Genomic DNA, 17,767 nt, shown 5'->3' with positions numbered 1-17,767 from the left:
GATATCCATCGTCTCGCGCGCGATTCGTCGGCGCTTCTCCTCATTCGGAATATGATGAAGCGTCCGCATGTTGTGCAGCCGGTCGGCGAGCTTCACCAGCAGCACCCGGATGTCGTCCGACAGCGCAAGCAGGAACTTGCGAAGGTTTTCGGCGGCACGCTCGTTCTCGGACTGCGCCTCGATCTTGCTGAGCTTGGTCACTCCGTCGACCAGCCGCGCCACGTCCTTGCCGAACAGCTTCTCGATCTCTTGCGGCGTTGCGACGGTATCCTCGATCGTGTCGTGGAGGATCGCCGTGGCAATGGTCTGGTCGTCGAGCTTCAAGTCCGTGAGGATTCCCGCGACCTCGATCGGATGGCTGAAATAGGGGTCGCCCGACGCCCGCTTCTGCGCGCCATGCGCCTTCATCGAGAAGACGTACGCCCGATTGATCAGGCTTTCGTCAGCATCCGGATCGTAGGACCGGACCTTTTCGACCAACTCATATTGCCTCAGCACGGTGCCTAGATGGTGGCAGTCCGCCATGTTGCGCAAGCGCGAAACGACCGTCGGCTCGCCAGCTCGCGGTGCAAGTCGTGAATTCTTCGTTGCAGATGGCAACTTTCCATTCGTCCTTGCTTGTGCTTTCATGCGATTCGAAGGGCTTGGGAGAAGGGGCGTGCCCGCAGACCGCGAGCAGACACGGATCGATGCGTTCCGGGAGGCGGCGCTCTCGTGCCCCATTCCGGCCGCCGTCGAACTCGTCGGCGAGAAGTGGGCGTTCCTGATCCTGCGTGGGGCGTTGAACGACCTGTGCCACTTCGAGGAATTTCAGGCGGGCCTGGGAATCGCCCGAAACATCCTTTCGGACCGGCTGGCGAAGATGGTGGCCGGCGGCATCCTCGAACGGCGGTCAGACTCGTCCGACCGCCGCAAGGTGATCTATTCGCTCACCGAAAAGGGCGCGGCGCTGATGCCCGTGATCGTCGCGCTCAGGCAATGGGGCGAGGACTGGGGCCATGGCAATCCGGGGATTGTCCTCGCCGACCGGCGTGACCGCAAACCCATCCGCAAGCTCTGTGTCCACGCCCATGACGGGCGGCCCCTACGTCGAGGCGAACTCGTCTGGGTGGCTCAGGACGACGCTGGAAACGCCCGGCAGGCCGCCGAATAGACAGCTCAGGTCTTTGCAAGAACGCCGCGAGCCCGTCTCAACAGGGCCGCCGCTCGATTACTCGTAGTCGCCGCCGGACGGGCTCGGTCGCGGCGGAGCCGCGGCGGTCAGGCGCAAAGCCTCGGCGGCATCGCTCAGCGACGCCAGCTCCTCGGTCTCGTCCTCCTCGTCCACGCGCACCTTCTGAAGGCTGCCGATGACGGCTTCCTTGAGGTTGGTCGGGCGGACCGTCTCGTCGGCAATCTCGCGCAGGGCGACCACCGGGTTCTTGTCCCGGTCGCGATCGATAGTCAGATCGGCGCCCGAAGAAATCTGCCGCGCGCGCTGCGCCGCGAGCAGGACCAGGTCGAACCGGTTCGGCACCTTGTCGACGCAATCTTCAACCGTAACGCGCGCCATTCGTCGCCTCGCAAGCCATCATCAACGATAGGGAAGCCGGCGAGTTAGGGACGGCCCTGTCGAAAGTCAACAAAAGTGGCCACATCGCACCTGTTGCCGCACTCGCCCTTGCCTTGAACCTTCCCCGTCGCCACACGAGCCGCATGGCGGACGGGCACCGGTCACTCACCATCGATGGAAACCGCCTGACTCTGTTGCCCGATGGACCGGAGCGCTTCGTTCGGCTGCTGGAGCTGATCGACGGCGCAAGGCAGTCGCTTCGGCTGCTTTATTATATCTACACGGCCGACGGCAGTGGCGAGAAGGTGCGCGACGCCTTGTTGCGCGCGATCGATCGCGGCGTCGCCGTCTCGCTGCTGATCGACGGCTTCGGCAGCAGTCACACGCCAGAGACCTACTTCCGCGAGCTTCACGAGCGCGGCGCGCGCTTTTGCCGGTTCAACCCGGCCTACGGCCGCCGCTACCTGCTACGCAACCACCAGAAGCTGGCGCTGGCGGACGGAGAGACCGGCGAAGCCCGCGTGCTCATCGGCGGCTTCAACATCGCCGACAGCTATTTCGCCGACCGCGCGGTGGGCGGCTGGCGCGACATCGGCCTGATGGTCGAAGGCCCCGCCGCAGCGCGCCTGGTGCCTTACTACGACGCGCTGATGACCTGGTCGCTGGCCAAGGGTTCGCGCCTCAAGACGTTGCGCGCCGTGGTCCGCAACTACAGCGAGCATGAGGGCCAGCTGCAATGGCTGTTCGGCGGCCCGATGCAGCTGAAGTCGCCTTGGGGGATCGCGACCCTCCACGACCTCGCCAAGGCCCGCGACCTCGAGATGATCGTCGCTTATTTCGCGCCGCTGGGAGGGACGCTGAAACGCATCGGCGCAGTCGCCGCGCGCGGCCGGGCGCGGGTCATCATCCCGTGCAAGTCAGACAATCCGCCGACCGTCGACGCGGCGCGAAGCACCTACGCACGGCTAATGAAGCGGCGAGTGCAGATCTTCGAATACCAACCGACCAACGTCCATTCGAAGCTGCTCGTCATGGACGACATCGTCCACATCGGCTCGTCGAACTTCGACCTTCGCAGCCTCTACCTCAACATGGAGATGATGCTGCGCGTCCGCGATCCCGATTTCGCGATCATGATGCGAAGCTATTTCGAGCACGAGCTCGGCGACTGCCTCGAGATCACGCCCGAGCTGTACAGGCAGCGCGCGACGTGGACGCAGCGACTGCGCTGGCGGATCGGCTGGTTCCTGGTGACGTCGCTGGACTATACCGTGACGCGGCGGCTGGCGCTCCGGGTGCCCTAGGGCCTCAGTCCTTCTTCGATTCCCGCCACGCCCAGAACAGCGTCGCCGGCGGCACGTTGATCCACTCGAAGCCGCGGTCGATCCGGTCGAAATGCGGCTTGATGAAGTCGAGCACTTTCGGGCTGAACTGATAGACCAGGAACGCCCCGCCCGGTCGGACGACCTCGCCCGTCGCCTTGGCGATCGCGTCGCCGATGCCCGGCGGCAGGGTCGAAAAGGGCAGGCCGGACAACACGTAATCGGCCTTGTCGAAGCCCCGGTCGGCAAGGATTTTGGCGACGTCCGCAGCCGAGCCGTTGACCGCCACCAGCCTCTCGTCGTCGATCGACTCCTTGAGGTAGCTCGTGAACTCCGGGTTGGTATCGATGGTCAGGAGCGTCGCGTCCGCGGGCAGCCGCTCCAGGATCGGACGCGTGAACGTGCCGACGCCGGGGCCATATTCGACGAACAGTTTCGTGTTTTCCCAATCGACCGGCCCAAGCATCCGGTTGATGAGCCTGCGGCTCGACGGGATGATCGATCCGACCATCACGGGATGCTTCAGGAACCCGCGCAGGAATTGCCATTGCGGGTTCGCGCCGCGGCGGGTTCGCCGCCGGGTCAGCCGCCCCGGGCCCTTCAATGCGCGCGCGGAAGAAACTGTCATGGATGCTCCGTGTCGGATCGCAAAGGCCGCGAGCGTTGGCGCATGCGCCGCCGCTTGGCAAGTTCAGCTTTGCCCGCAGGCGCTTCGCCGCGGCCGGCTTGCGGCGAAGCGCTCGCCGGAAGGGATGGAGACCGGCGCACCGCTAGTCCGGCTTGCCGCCGGGCCGTGCCCGCAGCATCCCGGGCGTCACGAAGCCGATGCCGCCGCTCGGCCGCACCGCATCGCTCTTCAGCGTTTCCCGGATGCGCGAATATTCGTCGAGCATCTCCGGCGTGACGGACGCACGGGTTTCGGTCAGCGCGGCTTCGAAGTCGGCCATCGTGACCTCGCCCGCGTCGAGCCCGCGGCGAAGCGCGGTCAGGCCCGCTCGGCGGACCAGATCCTCGAGGTCGGCGCCGGTGAACCGCTCCGTCCGCTGGGCAAGCGATTCGAGATCGACGTCCTTCGCAAGCGGCATGTGCCGCGTGTGGATCGCAAGGACCCGCGCGCGTCCGGCCGCATCCGGAGTGCCGACATAGATCAGCTCGTCGAACCGGCCGGGGCGAAGCAGCGCCGGATCGATCAGCGTCGGCCGGTTTGTCGCACCGATCACGACAACGTTCTGAAGTTCCTCGAGGCCGTCCATCTCGGCAAGGATCGTGTTCACCACCCGCTCCGTCACCTGCGGTTCGCCAAGCCCGCCGCCGCGCGCAGGCACGAGGCTGTCTAGCTCGTCGATGAAGATGATCGTCGGCGCCACCTGCCGGGCCCGGGCAAACAGGCGCGCGATCTGCTGTTCGCTCTCGCCATACCATTTGCTGAGCAGGTCCGACGATTTGGTGGCGATGAAATTCGCCTGGCTTTCGCGCGCCGCCGCCTTGGCGAGCAGCGTCTTCCCGGTTCCCGGCGGCCCATAAAGGAGGAATCCCTTGGCGGGTCGGATGCCCAGGCGCCGGAACGCCTCGGGATGCTTGAGCGGAAGCTCCACGCCTTCCTTCAGCCGGTCGCGCGGCTCATCGAGGCCACCGATATCCGCCCAGCCGATGGTCGGCGCCTCGACCATCACTTCGCGCATCGCCGACGGCTGCACGCGCTTGAGCGCATTGTCGAAGTCGTTGCGTTCGACCGAGAGGGTGTCGAGCACCTCGGTCGGGATGACGTCCTCGGCAAGATTGAGCTTCGGCATGATCCGCCGCACCGCCTCGAGAGCCGCTTCGCGGGTCAGCGCTGCCAGGTCGGCGCCGACGAAGCCGTAGGTCCGGCGGGCAAGGTCATTGAGGTCGACGTCCGCGGCCAGCGGCATCCCGCGGGTGTGGATTCCCAGCACCTCGCGCCGGCCAGGCTCGTCGGGAACGCCGACGACGATCTCGCGATCGAAGCGGCCCGGCCGGCGAAGCGCCTCGTCGATCGCGTCCGGACGGTTGGTCGCAGCGATCACCACCAGGTTCTGCCGCGGCTCGATGCCGTCGAGGAGGGTGAGAAGCTGCGCGACCAGCCGTTTCTCTGCCTCTCCCGTCACCTGCCCGCGCTTGGGCGCGATCGAATCGATTTCGTCGATGAATATGATGGACGGCGCGGCCTGCGAGGCCTGCTCGAAAATCTCTCGAAGGCGCCGCTCGCTTTCGCCATAGGCCGAGCCCATCACCTCGGGGCCGTTGATCAGGAAGAACTTGGCATCGCTTTCATTGGCGACCGCGCGGGCCAGCAGCGTCTTGCCGGTGCCGGGCGGACCATGCAGCAGGACACCCTTGGGCGGATCGACGCCAAGCCGCTGGAACAGCTCCGGGTGCCGGAGCGGCAGCTCGACCATTTCGCGAAGCGCGTCGATCGTGTCGCGCATGCCGCCGAGGTCGTCATAGGTAACGTCCGCGCGCCGCTCGCCGTCCTGCTCGGTATATTCCGGCAGAAGGTCGACGACGGTCTTGGCATCGATACGGACGATGCCCTTGGGCGTCGTCGAAACAACGACCAGCCGCAGCTCCTGGAGAGCAAAGGCCGGAGCGTTGAGCATCTGCCGGATGGGCTCGGGCATGTCGGCATTGAGCCGCTGGTGCCCGGTCGTGGCGACGGTATCGCCTTCGGTCAGCGGGCGCCCCGCGAAAGTCCGCTTCAAGGCATCGGCCGAGCCCTCGAGACGAACGTTCGGCTGCGCCGGCGCGAACACCACCTTGGTCGCTGGCTTTGCCTCGCCTCGGCGCACCTCGACGAAATCGGCCGAGCCGACGCCCGCATTGGCGCGCTGCAGGCCGTCCAGCCGAATGATGTCGATCCCCTCGTCCTCTCCGTAAGGACGAACGGCAACCGCGGCGGTGGAACGCTTGCCGACAATCTCGATCACGTCGCCCTCGTCGACTCCGATCGCCTTCATCGTTGCCAGCGGCAGCCGGGCGAAGCCGCGCCCGCTGTCGCCGGGCGGCAGGCTTGCCACCTGCACCTTGCGCGAGGTCACGCGATCGATCGTGTCGGTTTCAGCCATTATTGCTCCTGATCCCGCGTCAGCCCCGCGCCATTAACGGCGCGACGCCGCGGGGGTTCAATCGGATCGGGAAAGCAGTGGAATGCGCGCGATCAGCCAACTGTCGCGGAGACGATTCGCCCCGGCTCGCGCGGCGGTTCGCCCTTGGGCAGGGCGTCGACATGCTCCATTCCGCTCTCGACCTGGCCCCAGACGGTGTACTGGCCGTCGAGGAAGCGGGCGTCATCGAAGCAGATGAAGAACTGGCTGTTGGCGCTGTCGGGGTCGCTCGTGCGGGCCATTGACGCGGTGCCGCGCACGTGCGGCTCGCGGCTGAACTCGGCCTTGAGGTTCGGCAGCTTCGAGCCGCTGGTGCCCGTCCCCGTCGGATCGCCGCCCTGCGCCATGAAGCCCGGGATCACCCGGTGGAACGGCACATTGTCGTAGAAGCCGCTGCTGGCGAGTTCGGTGATGCGCTGGACATGGCCCGGCGCAAGGTCCGGCCGGAGCCTGATGACGACGTCGCCGCCGCTCGAAAGTTTCAGGGTCAGGCGGTCGGCGTCGGCCATGGTTCACTCCAATCGTGTGACGTTGAGGCGGCGATTTAGGAAGCCTCGCCCGCTTGCGCCAGAGTCCGCCCGGCAATAGGAGGACGTTCGCGACGGCGTCAGGCATTTCGGGGGTGAGGATGAGCGAGAGCGAGAATATCGCCACCGCCGCCCCGGCGGACCCCGACGCCTCCGCCATCGACGAGGAGGATCGTCTCCGCGCCGGCTTCGTCAGCAAGGTGCTCGACGCCGTCGAGGCTGGCGACGACGAGACCGCGCGTCGCCTCGTCCAGCCGCTCCATCCCGCCGACGTCGCCGACCTCATCGAGCTTGCCCGCCGCGACGAGCGCGAAGGTCTCGTCAAGGCGCTTGCCGGGATCATCAGCCCCGACGTCCTCGCCGAGCTCAACGAGCACGTCCGCGAGGACCTCCTCGACGAGATGGAGCCGCAGCAGGTCGCCGACATCGCCGGCCAGCTCGACACCGACGACGCCGTCGCGCTGATCGAGGACCTGGACCGCGACGAGCAGCAGGCCGTGCTGCGCGCGATGGAGCCGGACGACCGCGCCGCGGTCGAGGAAGCGCTTTCCTATCCCGAGGAATCCGCCGGCCGCCTGATGCAGCGCGACCTGTGCGCGGTCCCTGAACATTGGAAGGTCGGCCAGGTCATCGACTATCTCCGCTCGACCGCGGACCTGCCGGCCGACTTCTGGGAAGTGTTCGTCGTCAACGCATCCCACCATCCGGTCGGCACCTGCAAGCTCTCGACCATCCTGCGCACCGACCGCACGACGCCCGTGACAGACATCATGGCGCGCGAGCAAACCCTGATCCCGGTCGACATGGACCAGGAAGACGTCGCCCTCCGCTTCCAGAAATATGCGCTCGTCTCCGCCGCGGTCACGGACGACAGCGGCCGGCTGGTCGGCATGATCACCGTCGACGATGTGGTCCACATCATCCAGGAGGAAGCCGGCGAGGACGTCCTGTTGCTGTCGGGCGCGGGCGAAGGCGACATCAACGAGCCGGTGCCGCTGACCGTCCGCCGGCGGCTGTTCTGGCTGGTAATCAATCTTGGCACGGCGATCCTCGCCGCCAGCGTCGTCAGCCTCTTCCAGGGTGAGATCGGGCGATATGCGGTGCTCGCCGTGCTGATGCCGATCGTCGCCGGCATGGGCGGCAACGCCGGCACGCAGACGCTGGCCGTCGCGGTTCGGGCGCTTGCGACCAATCAATTGACTGAATCGAACACGGTCCGCGCATTCGGGCGTGAATTGACGATCGCCATGGCCAACGGCCTGTCGCTTGGCGTGCTGATCGGCGGCGGCGTCGCACTGGTATTCGGGGTTCTTCACCCGACTCCGCACGGCTTCCTGCTGGGGGCAGTGATTGGCATCGCCATGGTCATCAACAATCTGGCAGCGGGCCTCGCGGGAATTCTCGTTCCGGTCACGCTCGACCGCTTCGACATCGATCCAGCCGTTTCGTCGGCGGTGTTCGTCACCACGGTCACCGACGTGACCGGCTTCTTCAGCTTCCTCGGCCTTGCCGCACTCGCCGGTCTAGGCCGCTAAGCGATTGCGAATCATGGCGATGGTCGCCATTTCGACGATGTGCCGAACGTTCATCTGACCAAGGTCGCCTTCGCCTGCCGCGACCTCGCGATGCTGCAGAGCCGGATCGCCGGCCGCGCCGTTTCCGGCGAAGTCCGCGTCGTCACCCGCATGCGCCCGAAGCGCTCAGCCGAGCTTATCGGCGGTTCGCTCCACTGGATCGTCAAGCACCGGCTGATCGCGCGGCAGGAAATACTCCGGCTTGAAGACCGCGCTGACGGCCGCATCGACATTGTCTGCTCGGCCGACCTTGTCGCGATTTCGCCTGTTCCGCGCCGCGCGCACCAGGGCTGGCGCTACTTGGAAGACGCAGACGCGCCGACCGCGGACGGCGACGGCAGCGGCATGGGGGCGCTTCCGCCGCAGCTTTACGGCCGCCTCGCCGCTCTGGCTCTGGTATAGTCGGCCAGCCGACGGTATCAGCCGCTGCTCACCATCAGGGAGGCGGCCATGATCAATCCAACCCTATCGCAGCGCATCGACGCCAAGGTCGCCGGGCACGCCATGCTCGGACACCCCTTCTACCAGGCGTGGACCGAGGGCGGGCTCCCGCTCGACACGCTGCGCGCTTACTCCCGCCAGTATTTCCACCATGTCGAGGCTTTCCCGCGCGCGGTCAGCGCCGTGCACAGCGTCTGCCCCGACCGCGACGGGCGCCGAATGCTCGCCGAGAACCTCGCCGAAGAAGAGGGACTCGAGTCGGGCAAGCAGGATCACGCGAGCCTCTGGCTCATGTTCGCGTGCGGCCTTGGCGAAAGCGAGGATGCGGTGCGCGCCCAGGCGCTCAACCCCGAGACCGAGGCCCTCATCGCGACCTTCCGCCGACTGTCGCGCGCCTCCTACGCGTCCGGCCTTGGCGCGCTCTATGCCTACGAAAGCCAGTTCCCGGCCGTGGCTTCCGCGAAGATCGACGGGCTTATCGACCGCTACGGCATCAATGACGAGCCGACGCTGCGCTTCCTCCAGGTCCACCAGACGGCGGACGTCGAGCACAGCTCGGTCTGCCGCTCCTTGCTCGACCGGCTGCCCGAGGCGGAGCAGTCGGAGGCGCTCGAGGCCGCCGGGGAACTGGCAGCGGCCCTGTGGACGTTCCTGTCAGGCGTGGAGGCGGCCGCCGCCGTTCACTGAGACGAGGTCTTGCAGCCGACGACGCTGGCCGATCCGCCGGCGCGGGTGGTGCAACCCGGATTGCCGCTCAGCGTAATGCTCGCCGGGCCCGACGCCCGGATCGTCGCCGAGTCGGTGACCAGCGCCTTGACGGTCGCGGCGCCCTCGGCAGTGAGGGTGGCGTCCTTCGTGCTGAGTGCCGATCCGTCGAACGCCGATGATCCGCGCGTCGTCAGGGTCAGGGTTCCCGCCTTGCCCGTCACCCTGGCGCTCGCGGTCCCCGTAAGATCCATGCTGAGCTGGTCGACGTCAGCCTTCGCAATGTCGATCTCGCCAGAGCCCTGCACAGAGCCTTTGAACGACAGAGCCGTCACCGAGTCGATCTGAAGCAGTCCCGAACCGGTCAGCGCCGCCGAGCTGAGATCGTGCGTGCCAATGCTGATCTCCACCGGGCCACCATCGCTCGAGTCGGGATCTCCGCCCCACGCCGACACGTCGCTGTGAACGACGAGCGTTCGGCCGATGACGTCGATGGCCACGCGGTCGAGCGCCGCCTGCGGTCCGGTGGCGCTCGCCGACGGGGGCACCCCGGTCGCCAGCTTGACTCGGAACGGCCCTTCCACCCGGACCTGCTCGAAGCCAGTCACGGTGAAGTTGCGCGTCGCGGCTGTTGCCGGAACGGCGCAGGCAATGGCCGCACTGGAGGCGGCAAGAAGGAGGGCAATGCGCATACCCTCACCTTCCTGCACGATCCTTAAAAGGCCCTCAAGCTCAGCCGCAACGAACGCTGCCCGAACCCTGCTTGGTGATTGAGCATTTGGCGCCGCCGCTGACGTCGACGTCGCCCGATCCCATGATGCTGACCTCGGCGGTGCTGGTGGCATGAGCCGCGACGCTGCCCGATCCAGCGATCGACACGTCGGCGGTCTGCGCCTGGACGCCGCGCGCGTCGATGTCCCCCGACCCGCCGATCTCGTACTTCACGGACTGTGCGCGTCCGCTCGCCGCCTTGACGCCTCCCGATCCGGCAATCGCCAGCTTCAGGTTCTGCACGTCGAGAGAATCGAGGCCGAGGTTGCCGGAGCCGGCGACCGTTCCTTCGAAGCCGGGGCCCTGGACATGATCGACCTTGATGTCTCCCGACCCGGCGATGGTGGCGCCCTGAAGCTGCGGCACCGTGACGGCGACTCGCACCTTGCCGTTGAAGGTCCAGCCCATGTGGAAGAAGCCGTGCTGCTCCTCGGGATGAATGAGCAGCTTGTCGCCCCTCACCTCGACGACCATGTGGTCGATCATCTTCTGGGGCCCGTTCGCCGCAACGCTCGGGCCGGCGCCGGTGCGGACCTGGACCTCATAGGGACCAGCGACCTCGATGGCGCTGAATCCACCGACCGAATAGTTGCGCGATACCGACGGCCCGGCATCCTCGCTGCGCGCCTGCGTACATGCCGCGAGCACTGCGGCCGCCGCCAGAACCCCGATCGCCACTGCCTTGCGCATCCGCTCGCCTCCTGTTGGTGTCCTACTCTCCTATAACAGCGCTGCACCTGTAGCGCAAACGAAAAGGGCGCGCCCCGAAGGACGCGCCCTGATCATGATCGGAGAAAGCGCGGCGGCTCAGGCCGGCTCCTTGGCCTTCTGGTGAACCGACACCGCCTTGTTGAGGATGTCGAGGATCTTCGCCAGAGCCGCCTTCTCGTCGGTCTGCTCCATGGCGCCAAGCTCACGGGCCAGGCGCGACGAGGCGGCCTCGAAGATCTGCCGCTCGGAATAGCTCTGCTCCGGAGCGTCGTCGGGGCGGAACAGGTCGCGGGTCACTTCGGCGATCGACGTCAGGTCGCCCGAATTGATCTTCGCTTCGTATTCCTGCGCGCGGCGCGACCACATGGTGCGCTTGACCTTGGGCTTTCCCTTCAGCGTCTCCAGCGCGTCCTTCATCGTCTTGTCCGACGACAGCTTGCGCATCCCGACCGAGTCCGCCTTGTTCATCGGAACGCGGAGGGTCATCTTCTCCTTTTCGAACCGAAGCACATAGAGCTCGAGACGGGAACCTGCGATCTCGGTGCTCTGAAGCTCGACGACCCGGCCGACACCGTGCTTGGGGTACACGACATAATCGCCAACGTCGAAGCTAAGCGCCTGTGTAGCCATTGCTCACCTTTCATTTTGCGGCAGAGCGAGCCGACACGTCCGCGCCGTCCCCCATAACGACCATTGGCCGTGGCTTCGCTGCTGGTCCGCTTCCTGCGAGTTATCGAAACCGGCGCGGGATGCGGCCGGCTTTCTGTGACAATTTTATATCACAACTCAATTCAGATTTCCAGCCCAAGCTGGGCACTTGGCTCGCCGCCGGACTCATTCAGGTTATGAAGTCCGAGCCCGAGCAGGCGAATCCCCCTGGGCAGCGGGAACAGCGCCCGCAGGAGCCCCTGCCCGGCGGCGGTAAATGCCTCTATGTCCTTGACATCCGACGCAAAACTCTTCGACCGGGTGATCAGGGTGAAGTCGCCATATTTGACCTTGAGAGTCACCGTCCGCCCGCTCACTTCGGCCCGCTTGACTCGCTCCCAGGCGTAGCCGGCAATGCGTTCGAGCTCCGCCGACAGCCGCTCGAGGTCGACCAGGTCCTCGTCGAAGGTTCGCTCGGCGCTGACCGACTTGTAGGGGCGATCGGGCTTGACCTCGCGCTCGTCGATGCCGCGGCAGATGCGCCAGTACCAGTCGGCCGAGCTTCCGAAATGCGCCTGCAGTTGCGTCAGGCTCCAAGCCGCGAGGTCGGCGCCAGTCTCGATTCCCAGCCCTTTCATCTTGCGAGCGGTCACCGGCCCGACGCCGTGGAACCGCGCGACCGGCAGGGAGGCGACGAACTCCGCCCCGCGCTCCGGCGTGATCACCGTCAGCCCGTCGGGCTTGCGATGGTCGGAGGCGAGCTTGGCGATGAACTTGCAATAACTGACGCCCGCCGACGCGGTCAGCCCGGTCTCCTCCCTGATGCGCCGCCGGATGTCTTCCGCGATCGCCCGCGCACTTCCAAGGCCCAGCCGGTCCTCGGTCACGTCGAGATAGGCCTCGTCCAGGCTCAACGGCTCGATCAGCGGCGTATATTCCGCGAAGATCGCCCGGATCTGCTGCGACACGGCGCGATAGACGTCGAACCGCGGCTTGACGAAGATCAGCTCCGCACATCGCCGCTTCGCTGTCACCGAAGGCATCGCCGACCTGATGCCGAACTTTCGCGCCTCATAGCTCGCCGCGGCAACGACTCCGCGATGCCCGCCGCCGACGGCCACCGGCCTGCCCCTCAGCTCGGGCGCGTCGCGCTGCTCCACGGACGCGTAAAAGGCGTCCATGTCGACATGGATGATCTTGCAAGGGGGGCTTGTCGCGTCCGCCATGAGCGAATGCCTGTCCTACAGCAGCCGTTCCGGTTTAGGCGAGGCTCGATGAGGACCACCCATCGATTTTGCTTCGACATGTTGCCGGACGCGCAAGGCGAATGCCGCTCTCGCGCGCGTGGGTAGGGGGACCTTTGGGACTTTCCGCGTCCTCGCGCGCTTTGCATCGCGCCACCCAATCTGCTTAAGGGCGCGGCCATGAACATCCACGAATATCAGGCCAAAGAACTGCTTTCGAAATATGGCGTGCCGGTCCCGGCAGGCTTCGCCGCGATGAGCGTCGACGAAGCTGTCGAGGCCGCAAAGAAGCTTCCCGGGCCGCTCTGGGTCGTCAAGGCGCAGATCCACGCCGGCGGCCGCGGCAAGGGCAAGTTCAAGGAGCTCGGCCCCGACGCCAAGGGCGGCGTCCGCCTCGCCAAATCGGTCGAGGATGTCCGCGCCAACGCCGAGGAAATGCTCGGCAAGACCCTGGTGACGGTCCAGACCGGCCCCGCCGGCAAGCAGGTCCAGCGTCTCTACATCACCGACGGCGTCGACATCGCCCGTGAATTCTATCTCGCCCTGCTCGTCGACCGCGAGACCGGCCGCATCGCCGTCGTCGCCTCGACCGAGGGCGGCATGGACATCGAGACGGTAGCCCACGACACACCCGAGCGCATCCGCACCATCACCATCGACCCGGCCACCGGCCTGATGCCGCACCACGGCCGCGCGGTCGCCGACGCGCTCGGCCTCAAGGGCGATCTCGCCAAGCAGGCGGCCAAGGTGCTCGCCGGCCTCTGCCAGGCGTTCATCGGCACCGACGCCTCGCAGGTCGAGATCAACCCCCTCGCGGTCACCGACAAGGGCGAGTTGATGATCCTCGATGCCAAGGTCGGCTTCGACAACAATGCCGAGTTCCGCCACAAGGACCTGGCCGAGCTGCGCGACCTCAGCGAAGAAGACCCGAGCGAGATCGAAGCGTCGAAGTATGACCTCAGCTACATCAAGCTCGACGGCTCGATCGGCTGCATGGTCAACGGCGCCGGCCTCGCCATGGCGACGATGGACATCATCAAGCTGGAAGGCGCGGAGCCCGCGAACTTCCTCGACGTCGGCGGGGGCGCCTCGAAGGAAAAGGTCACCGCGGCCTTCAAGATTATCCTCTCCGACCCCGCGGTGAAGGGCATCCTGGTCAACATCTTCGGCGGCATCATGCGCTGCGACATCATCGCCGACGGCATCGTCGCTGCGGCGCGAGAGGTGCATCTGAGCGTGCCGCTGGTCGTCCGCCTCGAAGGCACCAACGTCCAGCAGGGCAAGGACATCCTCGCGAACTCAGGGCTGCCCATCATCGCCGCCAACGATCTTGGCGATGCGGCCCGGAAGATCGTCGCGGAAGTGAAAGAGCCGGTGGCGGCTTGATCAGTCGCAAACAGGCCGAAGCGCTCGTCGCCCAGCTTCAGACTGCCTGGAATGCCGGCGACGGCACGGCCTTCGCTGCGCCGTTCGCCGAGGACGCGGATTTCGTGACGGTCGCTGGAATGCACGTGCGCGGGCGCCAGGCGATCGCCGACAATCACGACCGCATCTTCACGACGATCTACAAGGGTAGCCGCGTTGCGATGCGCGTCGAGCAGCTTCGGCCGCTTGGAGGCAGTCTCGCGCTGCTGCACATCGCGCCGACGCTCGATGTCCCGAAAGGACGGTTGGCGGGAACGATGAACGCGTTGATGACCACCGTCGTCGATGACAATAGCGGCGAACCCGTCATCCTTGCGCTTCACAACACGATCGTCCGCGACCTGGCCCAGGCGGCCGGGCAAGCCGAACCGATGAAGGGAACGACAGCATGAAGGTCCTCGTCGCGGTCAAGCGCGTCATCGACTACAACGTGAAGCCGCGGGTGAAGATGGACGGGTCCGGCGTGGACCTCGCCAACGTCAAGATGAGCATGAACCCGTTCGACGAGATCGCTGTCGAGGAAGCCATTCGCCTCAAGGAAAAAGGCGCCGTGAGCGAGATCGTTGCCGTCTCGATCGGGCCGGCCAAGGCGCAGGAGACTCTGCGCACCGCGCTTGCGATGGGCGCCGACCGCGCGATCCTCGTCCAGACCGATGAAGAGGTCGAGCCGCTCGCCGTCGCCAAGATCCTCGCCAAGGTCGCCGAGGAGGAGAAGCCGCAGCTCGTCATCCTCGGCAAGCAGGCGATCGACGACGACAATAACGCGACCGGCCAGATGCTCGCCGCGCTGCTCGGCTGGCCGCAGGGCACCTTCGCCTCGAAGGTCGAGCTCGGCGACAGCGCGACCGTCACTCGGGAGGTCGACGGCGGTCTCGAGACGGTAAAGCTCAACCTGCCGGCGGTCGTCACAACAGACCTCCGCCTCAACGAGCCGCGCTACGCCTCGCTGCCCAACATCATGAAAGCCAAGTCGAAGCCGCTCGCGACCAAGTCGCCCGGCGACTACGGCGTCGACGTCGCCCGGCGACTGGAGACATTGAAGGTCGTCGAGCCAGCCAGGCGCCAGGCCGGGATCAAGGTCGGCAGCGTCGACGAGCTGGTCGAACGGCTCAAGGGTCTGGGGATTGCAAAATGAGTGTTCTGGTTCTCGTCGAACATGACGGCAGCGCCATCAAGGATGCGACGCTCGCCACCGTGACCGCTGCGTCGCAGCTCGGCGACGTCAACGCGCTGGTGGTCGGCAACAACGCGGACGCCGTCGCCCAGGCGGCTGCAAAGATCGCCGGCGTCGGCAAGGTCTACATCGCCAACGGCCCCGCACTCGAGCATCAGCTCGCCGAAGCCGTCGCGCCGATCGCGGTGAGGCTGATGGAAAGCCACGACGCATTCGTCGTCCCCGCGACCACGACCGGCAAGAACATCGCCCCTCGCGTCGCCGCCTTGCTCGACGTCATGCAGATCAGCGACATTCTCTCCGTCGAGGACGCCGACACCTTCACCCGCCCGATCTACGCCGGCAACGCGATCGCCACGGTGAAGTCCAAGGACGCAAAGAAGGTCATCACCGTTCGCACCACCGCGTTCGACAAGGCGGCGGCGGATGGCGGCTCCGGCACCGTCGAGCAGGTCGAAGCCGCCGGCGATCCCCGCACCAGCAGCTTCGTTTCCGCCGAGGCGTCGGAAAGCGAGCGCCCGGAGCTCACCAGCGCCAAGATCATCGTCTCCGGCGGCCGCGCCTTCGGCAGCAGCGAGCAGTTCCACGCACTCCTCGACCCGCTCGCCGACAAGCTCGGCGCCGCGGTCGGCGCATCGCGCGCTGCGGTCGACGCCGGCTATGCACCCAACGACTATCAGGTCGGCCAGACCGGCAAGATCGTCGCTCCGCAGGTCTATGTCGCGATCGGCATCTCGGGCGCCATCCAGCACCTGGCCGGGATGAAGGACAGCAAGACCATCATCGCCATCAACAAGGACGAGGAAGCGCCGATTTTCCAGGTCGCCGACATCGGCCTCGTCGGCGACCTGTTCAAGATCGTCCCGGAGTTGACCGAGAAGCTGTAGTTACTTCTTCGCGGCGTGCTCGGGCTTTCCCTTGCGCTTGGTGTGCGCCATTTTCTCGAGCTCGCTTTCGCTCATCGACATCATCGACTTGGACGCGCCCTTGAGGCTGCTTTTCGAGGTGTCGCCGCGCTTGGCGGACAGAGCGGCACCGGCGGCTTTCTGCTGGGCTGCGGACTTGGCAGGCATGATCGCATCTCCTGGGGTCAAGGTTGCGGTTCAAACGCTTGAAGGTGGCAAAGGCTTCCAGATGCCGAGGCCTCGTCGAATGCCCGTGCCGGCCGACTTCCCCAGGCATTACAGCGATGTAATTTGCCCCGAAGCCCGGTCTTTGGCACCGCGCTGAACAGCACTGTTATGTAATACTGTCGCGCGCTATGCAGCCGGGCCCTGGCGACGCGGAAGGCTGCGGATCACGCCCATGAGGTCAATCTCGTTCCTTCGCCGGCTGCAGGCCGTCTTCACGCTAGCTGCGCCGTTCCTCGTCGGCGGCTGCGTCGTCGGGCCGAACTTCAAGACGCCGGCCGCGCCCGCCGCCTCGCAATACACGCCCAACCCGGAGCAATCGACCGTCGCGACTCCGGGCGTCGGTGGCGGCAATGCGCAGCGTTTCATCACCGGCGCCGATCTTCCCGCCGAGTGGTGGACCGTGTTCCATTCGGCGGCCCTCGATTCGCTGATCCAGCGCGCACTCGCCAACAATGCCGATCTCAAGGCCGCTCAGGCCGCGCTTCTCGTCGCTCATGAGAATGTTCGAGCGCAGCATGGCGTCTATCTTCCCCAGGTCAGCGCGGGGGCCAGCATCACGCGCGAGAAGGACCCGTCGGCGACCCTTGCGCCAGTCCCGGCCAACAACTCCTCGAGCTACTCCCTGATCACGCCAACCCTCAGCGTGTCCTACACGCCCGACGTCTTCGGATTGAACAAGCGGACGGTCGAAGGTCTCGCGGCGCAGGAGCAGGCGAGCCGCTATCAGATGATCGCAACCGACATCACGCTCAGCACGAATGTTGCTGAGGCGGCGATCACCGAGGCGTCGCTCGAGGATCAGATCACGGCGACCAACGACCTCATAGGCATCGGCCGCGAGACCCTGAGCCTGCTCCAGTACCAGCGGTCGACGGGCTACATCGGCGGCCCGGACGTGGCCGCGCAGCAGACGCAGCTGGCGCAGCTCGAGGCGACCCTGCCGCCGCTGGTCAAGCAACGGGATCAGCAAAAGGATCTCCTCGCGGTGCTGACCGGCGGCTACCCCGCCGATGCCGCGGGCGACAGATTCACGCTAGACAGCTTGACCCTGCCATCGAACCTGCCGCTCAGCCTGCCGTCCGCGCTCGTCCGGCAGCGCCCCGACGTTCTCCAGGCCGAAGAGAATATGCACGCGGCCAGTGCCCAGATCGGGGTCGCGCGCGCCAACCGCCTGCCAAACATCAGCCTGACCGCGAACGCCGGCAGCAATGCGCTTGCGATCGGGCAGATCTTCGGGCCGGGCACAGGCTTCTGGAACATCAACGGCGCCCTGCTCGCCCCAATCTTCGACGGCGGCGCCAAGCTGCATCAGGAGCGCGCCGCGCGCGCCGCCTATACCCAGTCCTCGGAACAGTATCGCGGAACCGTGCTGACCGCCTTCCAGAACGTCGCCGACACCCTGGTCGCGCTGGATCAGG

Annotated in this window: 20 protein-coding genes; 10 read left to right on the top strand and 10 right to left on the bottom strand. The window is 66.2% G+C overall.

The window, feature by feature from the left end:
- The coding region (locus JOZ79_RS11460; protein WP_294074239.1) for an HD domain-containing protein at positions 1–498 on the bottom strand (498 nt) is incomplete at its 3' end.
- Positions 499–658: 160 nt separating this feature from the next.
- Here JOZ79_RS11460 and JOZ79_RS11455 point away from each other — a divergent pair.
- Positions 659–1,153, top strand: a complete 495-nt coding sequence (locus JOZ79_RS11455) for a helix-turn-helix domain-containing protein (RefSeq protein ID WP_294074237.1) — start codon at positions 659–661, stop codon at positions 1,151–1,153.
- Positions 1,154–1,210: 57 nt separating this feature from the next.
- On the opposite strand, the gene rpoZ is transcribed toward JOZ79_RS11455, so the two are convergent.
- A complete protein-coding gene (rpoZ, locus tag JOZ79_RS11450; protein ID WP_294074235.1) occupies positions 1,211–1,552 on the bottom strand; it encodes a DNA-directed RNA polymerase subunit omega in 342 nt (113 codons plus the stop codon).
- 143 nt (positions 1,553–1,695) lie between these two features.
- Here rpoZ and JOZ79_RS11445 point away from each other — a divergent pair, with 143 nt between their 5' ends.
- Entirely contained in the window at positions 1,696–2,856 is a 1,161-nt protein-coding gene (locus JOZ79_RS11445; RefSeq protein WP_294074233.1) for a phosphatidylserine/phosphatidylglycerophosphate/cardiolipin synthase family protein, read from the top strand.
- Positions 2,857–2,860: 4 nt separating this feature from the next.
- On the opposite strand, the gene JOZ79_RS11440 is transcribed toward JOZ79_RS11445, so the two are convergent.
- The 3 genes from JOZ79_RS11440 to JOZ79_RS11430 form a co-directional block, all read right to left on the bottom strand.
- Complete coding sequence (locus JOZ79_RS11440) at positions 2,861–3,502, bottom strand: methyltransferase (RefSeq protein WP_294074231.1); 642 nt, start codon at positions 3,500–3,502, stop codon at positions 2,861–2,863.
- 142 nt (positions 3,503–3,644) lie between these two features.
- Positions 3,645–5,957, bottom strand: coding sequence for a CDC48 family AAA ATPase (locus JOZ79_RS11435; protein ID WP_294074229.1), 2,313 nt, complete (start codon positions 5,955–5,957; stop codon positions 3,645–3,647).
- 92 nt (positions 5,958–6,049) lie between these two features.
- Positions 6,050–6,505: a peptidylprolyl isomerase gene (locus JOZ79_RS11430; protein ID WP_294074227.1), complete on the bottom strand. Its 456-nt coding sequence runs from the start codon at positions 6,503–6,505 to the stop codon at positions 6,050–6,052.
- A gap of 119 nt (positions 6,506–6,624) precedes the next feature.
- Here JOZ79_RS11430 and mgtE point away from each other — a divergent pair, with 119 nt between their 5' ends.
- From mgtE to JOZ79_RS11415, 3 genes are read left to right on the top strand one after another with little or no spacing between them, the layout of a single operon-like run.
- Positions 6,625–8,058 (top strand): magnesium transporter, encoded by a 1,434-nt coding sequence (gene mgtE / locus JOZ79_RS11425; RefSeq protein WP_294074225.1) that lies wholly within the window; start codon positions 6,625–6,627, stop codon positions 8,056–8,058.
- A gap of 39 nt (positions 8,059–8,097) precedes the next feature.
- The gene (locus JOZ79_RS11420; protein ID WP_294074223.1) at positions 8,098–8,499 is read left to right on the top strand and encodes a DUF1489 family protein; all 402 of its coding nucleotides are present in this window, start codon (positions 8,098–8,100) and stop codon (positions 8,497–8,499) included.
- Positions 8,500–8,547: 48 nt separating this feature from the next.
- Positions 8,548–9,225: a CADD family putative folate metabolism protein gene (locus JOZ79_RS11415; RefSeq protein ID WP_294074221.1), complete on the top strand. Its 678-nt coding sequence runs from the start codon at positions 8,548–8,550 to the stop codon at positions 9,223–9,225.
- Here the strand turns inward: JOZ79_RS11415 and JOZ79_RS11410 are convergent.
- The 4 genes from JOZ79_RS11410 to dinB form a co-directional block, all read right to left on the bottom strand.
- Positions 9,219–9,935, bottom strand: a complete 717-nt coding sequence (locus JOZ79_RS11410; protein WP_294074219.1) for a DUF2807 domain-containing protein — start codon at positions 9,933–9,935, stop codon at positions 9,219–9,221. The two genes, JOZ79_RS11415 and JOZ79_RS11410, sit on opposite strands and share 7 nt — an antisense overlap.
- Positions 9,936–9,975: 40 nt before the next feature.
- A complete protein-coding gene (locus tag JOZ79_RS11405; protein WP_294074217.1) occupies positions 9,976–10,704 on the bottom strand; it encodes a head GIN domain-containing protein in 729 nt (242 codons plus the stop codon).
- A 117-nt stretch (positions 10,705–10,821) separates the two neighbouring features.
- Positions 10,822–11,355, bottom strand: a complete 534-nt coding sequence (locus tag JOZ79_RS11400) for a CarD family transcriptional regulator (protein WP_294074215.1) — start codon at positions 11,353–11,355, stop codon at positions 10,822–10,824.
- Between the two features lie 161 nt (positions 11,356–11,516).
- Complete coding sequence (dinB, locus tag JOZ79_RS11395; RefSeq protein ID WP_294074213.1) at positions 11,517–12,599, bottom strand: DNA polymerase IV; 1,083 nt, start codon at positions 12,597–12,599, stop codon at positions 11,517–11,519.
- 198 nt (positions 12,600–12,797) lie between these two features.
- Between dinB and sucC the strand changes: the two genes are divergently transcribed.
- Genes sucC through JOZ79_RS11375 form a run of 4 tightly spaced genes read left to right on the top strand, consistent with a single transcriptional unit; the run spans position 12,798 to position 16,103 of the window.
- Positions 12,798–14,003 (top strand): ADP-forming succinate--CoA ligase subunit beta, encoded by a 1,206-nt coding sequence (gene sucC, locus JOZ79_RS11390; RefSeq protein WP_294074211.1) that lies wholly within the window; start codon positions 12,798–12,800, stop codon positions 14,001–14,003.
- On the top strand, positions 14,000–14,434 hold the full coding sequence (locus tag JOZ79_RS11385) for an SgcJ/EcaC family oxidoreductase (RefSeq protein WP_294074209.1): 435 nt from the start codon (positions 14,000–14,002) through the stop codon (positions 14,432–14,434). Before sucC ends, JOZ79_RS11385 begins: the two co-directional genes overlap by 4 nt.
- Positions 14,431–15,177 carry an electron transfer flavoprotein subunit beta/FixA family protein gene (locus tag JOZ79_RS11380; protein ID WP_294074207.1) on the top strand — a complete coding sequence of 249 codons (747 nt, stop codon included), beginning with the start codon at positions 14,431–14,433 and terminating at the stop codon, positions 15,175–15,177. The genes JOZ79_RS11385 and JOZ79_RS11380 overlap by 4 nt, the downstream gene beginning before the upstream one ends.
- Entirely contained in the window at positions 15,174–16,103 is a 930-nt protein-coding gene (locus JOZ79_RS11375; RefSeq protein WP_294074205.1) for an electron transfer flavoprotein subunit alpha/FixB family protein, read from the top strand. Before JOZ79_RS11380 ends, JOZ79_RS11375 begins: the two co-directional genes overlap by 4 nt.
- Here JOZ79_RS11375 and JOZ79_RS11370 read toward each other — a convergent pair whose 3' ends face one another.
- Complete coding sequence (locus JOZ79_RS11370; protein ID WP_294074203.1) at positions 16,104–16,289, bottom strand: DUF3008 family protein; 186 nt, start codon at positions 16,287–16,289, stop codon at positions 16,104–16,106. It abuts the gene before it with no gap.
- Between the two features lie 232 nt (positions 16,290–16,521).
- Between JOZ79_RS11370 and JOZ79_RS11365 the strand changes: the two genes are divergently transcribed.
- A partial coding sequence (locus JOZ79_RS11365; RefSeq protein WP_294074201.1) for an efflux transporter outer membrane subunit occupies positions 16,522–17,767 on the top strand: 1,246 nt, incomplete at its 3' end.

Source organism: Sphingomonas sp. (genome assembly GCF_019242355.1).
Taxonomy (GTDB): Bacteria; Pseudomonadota; Alphaproteobacteria; order Sphingomonadales; family Sphingomonadaceae; genus Sphingomicrobium.
This window is presented reverse-complemented; position numbering and strand designations above follow the sequence as displayed.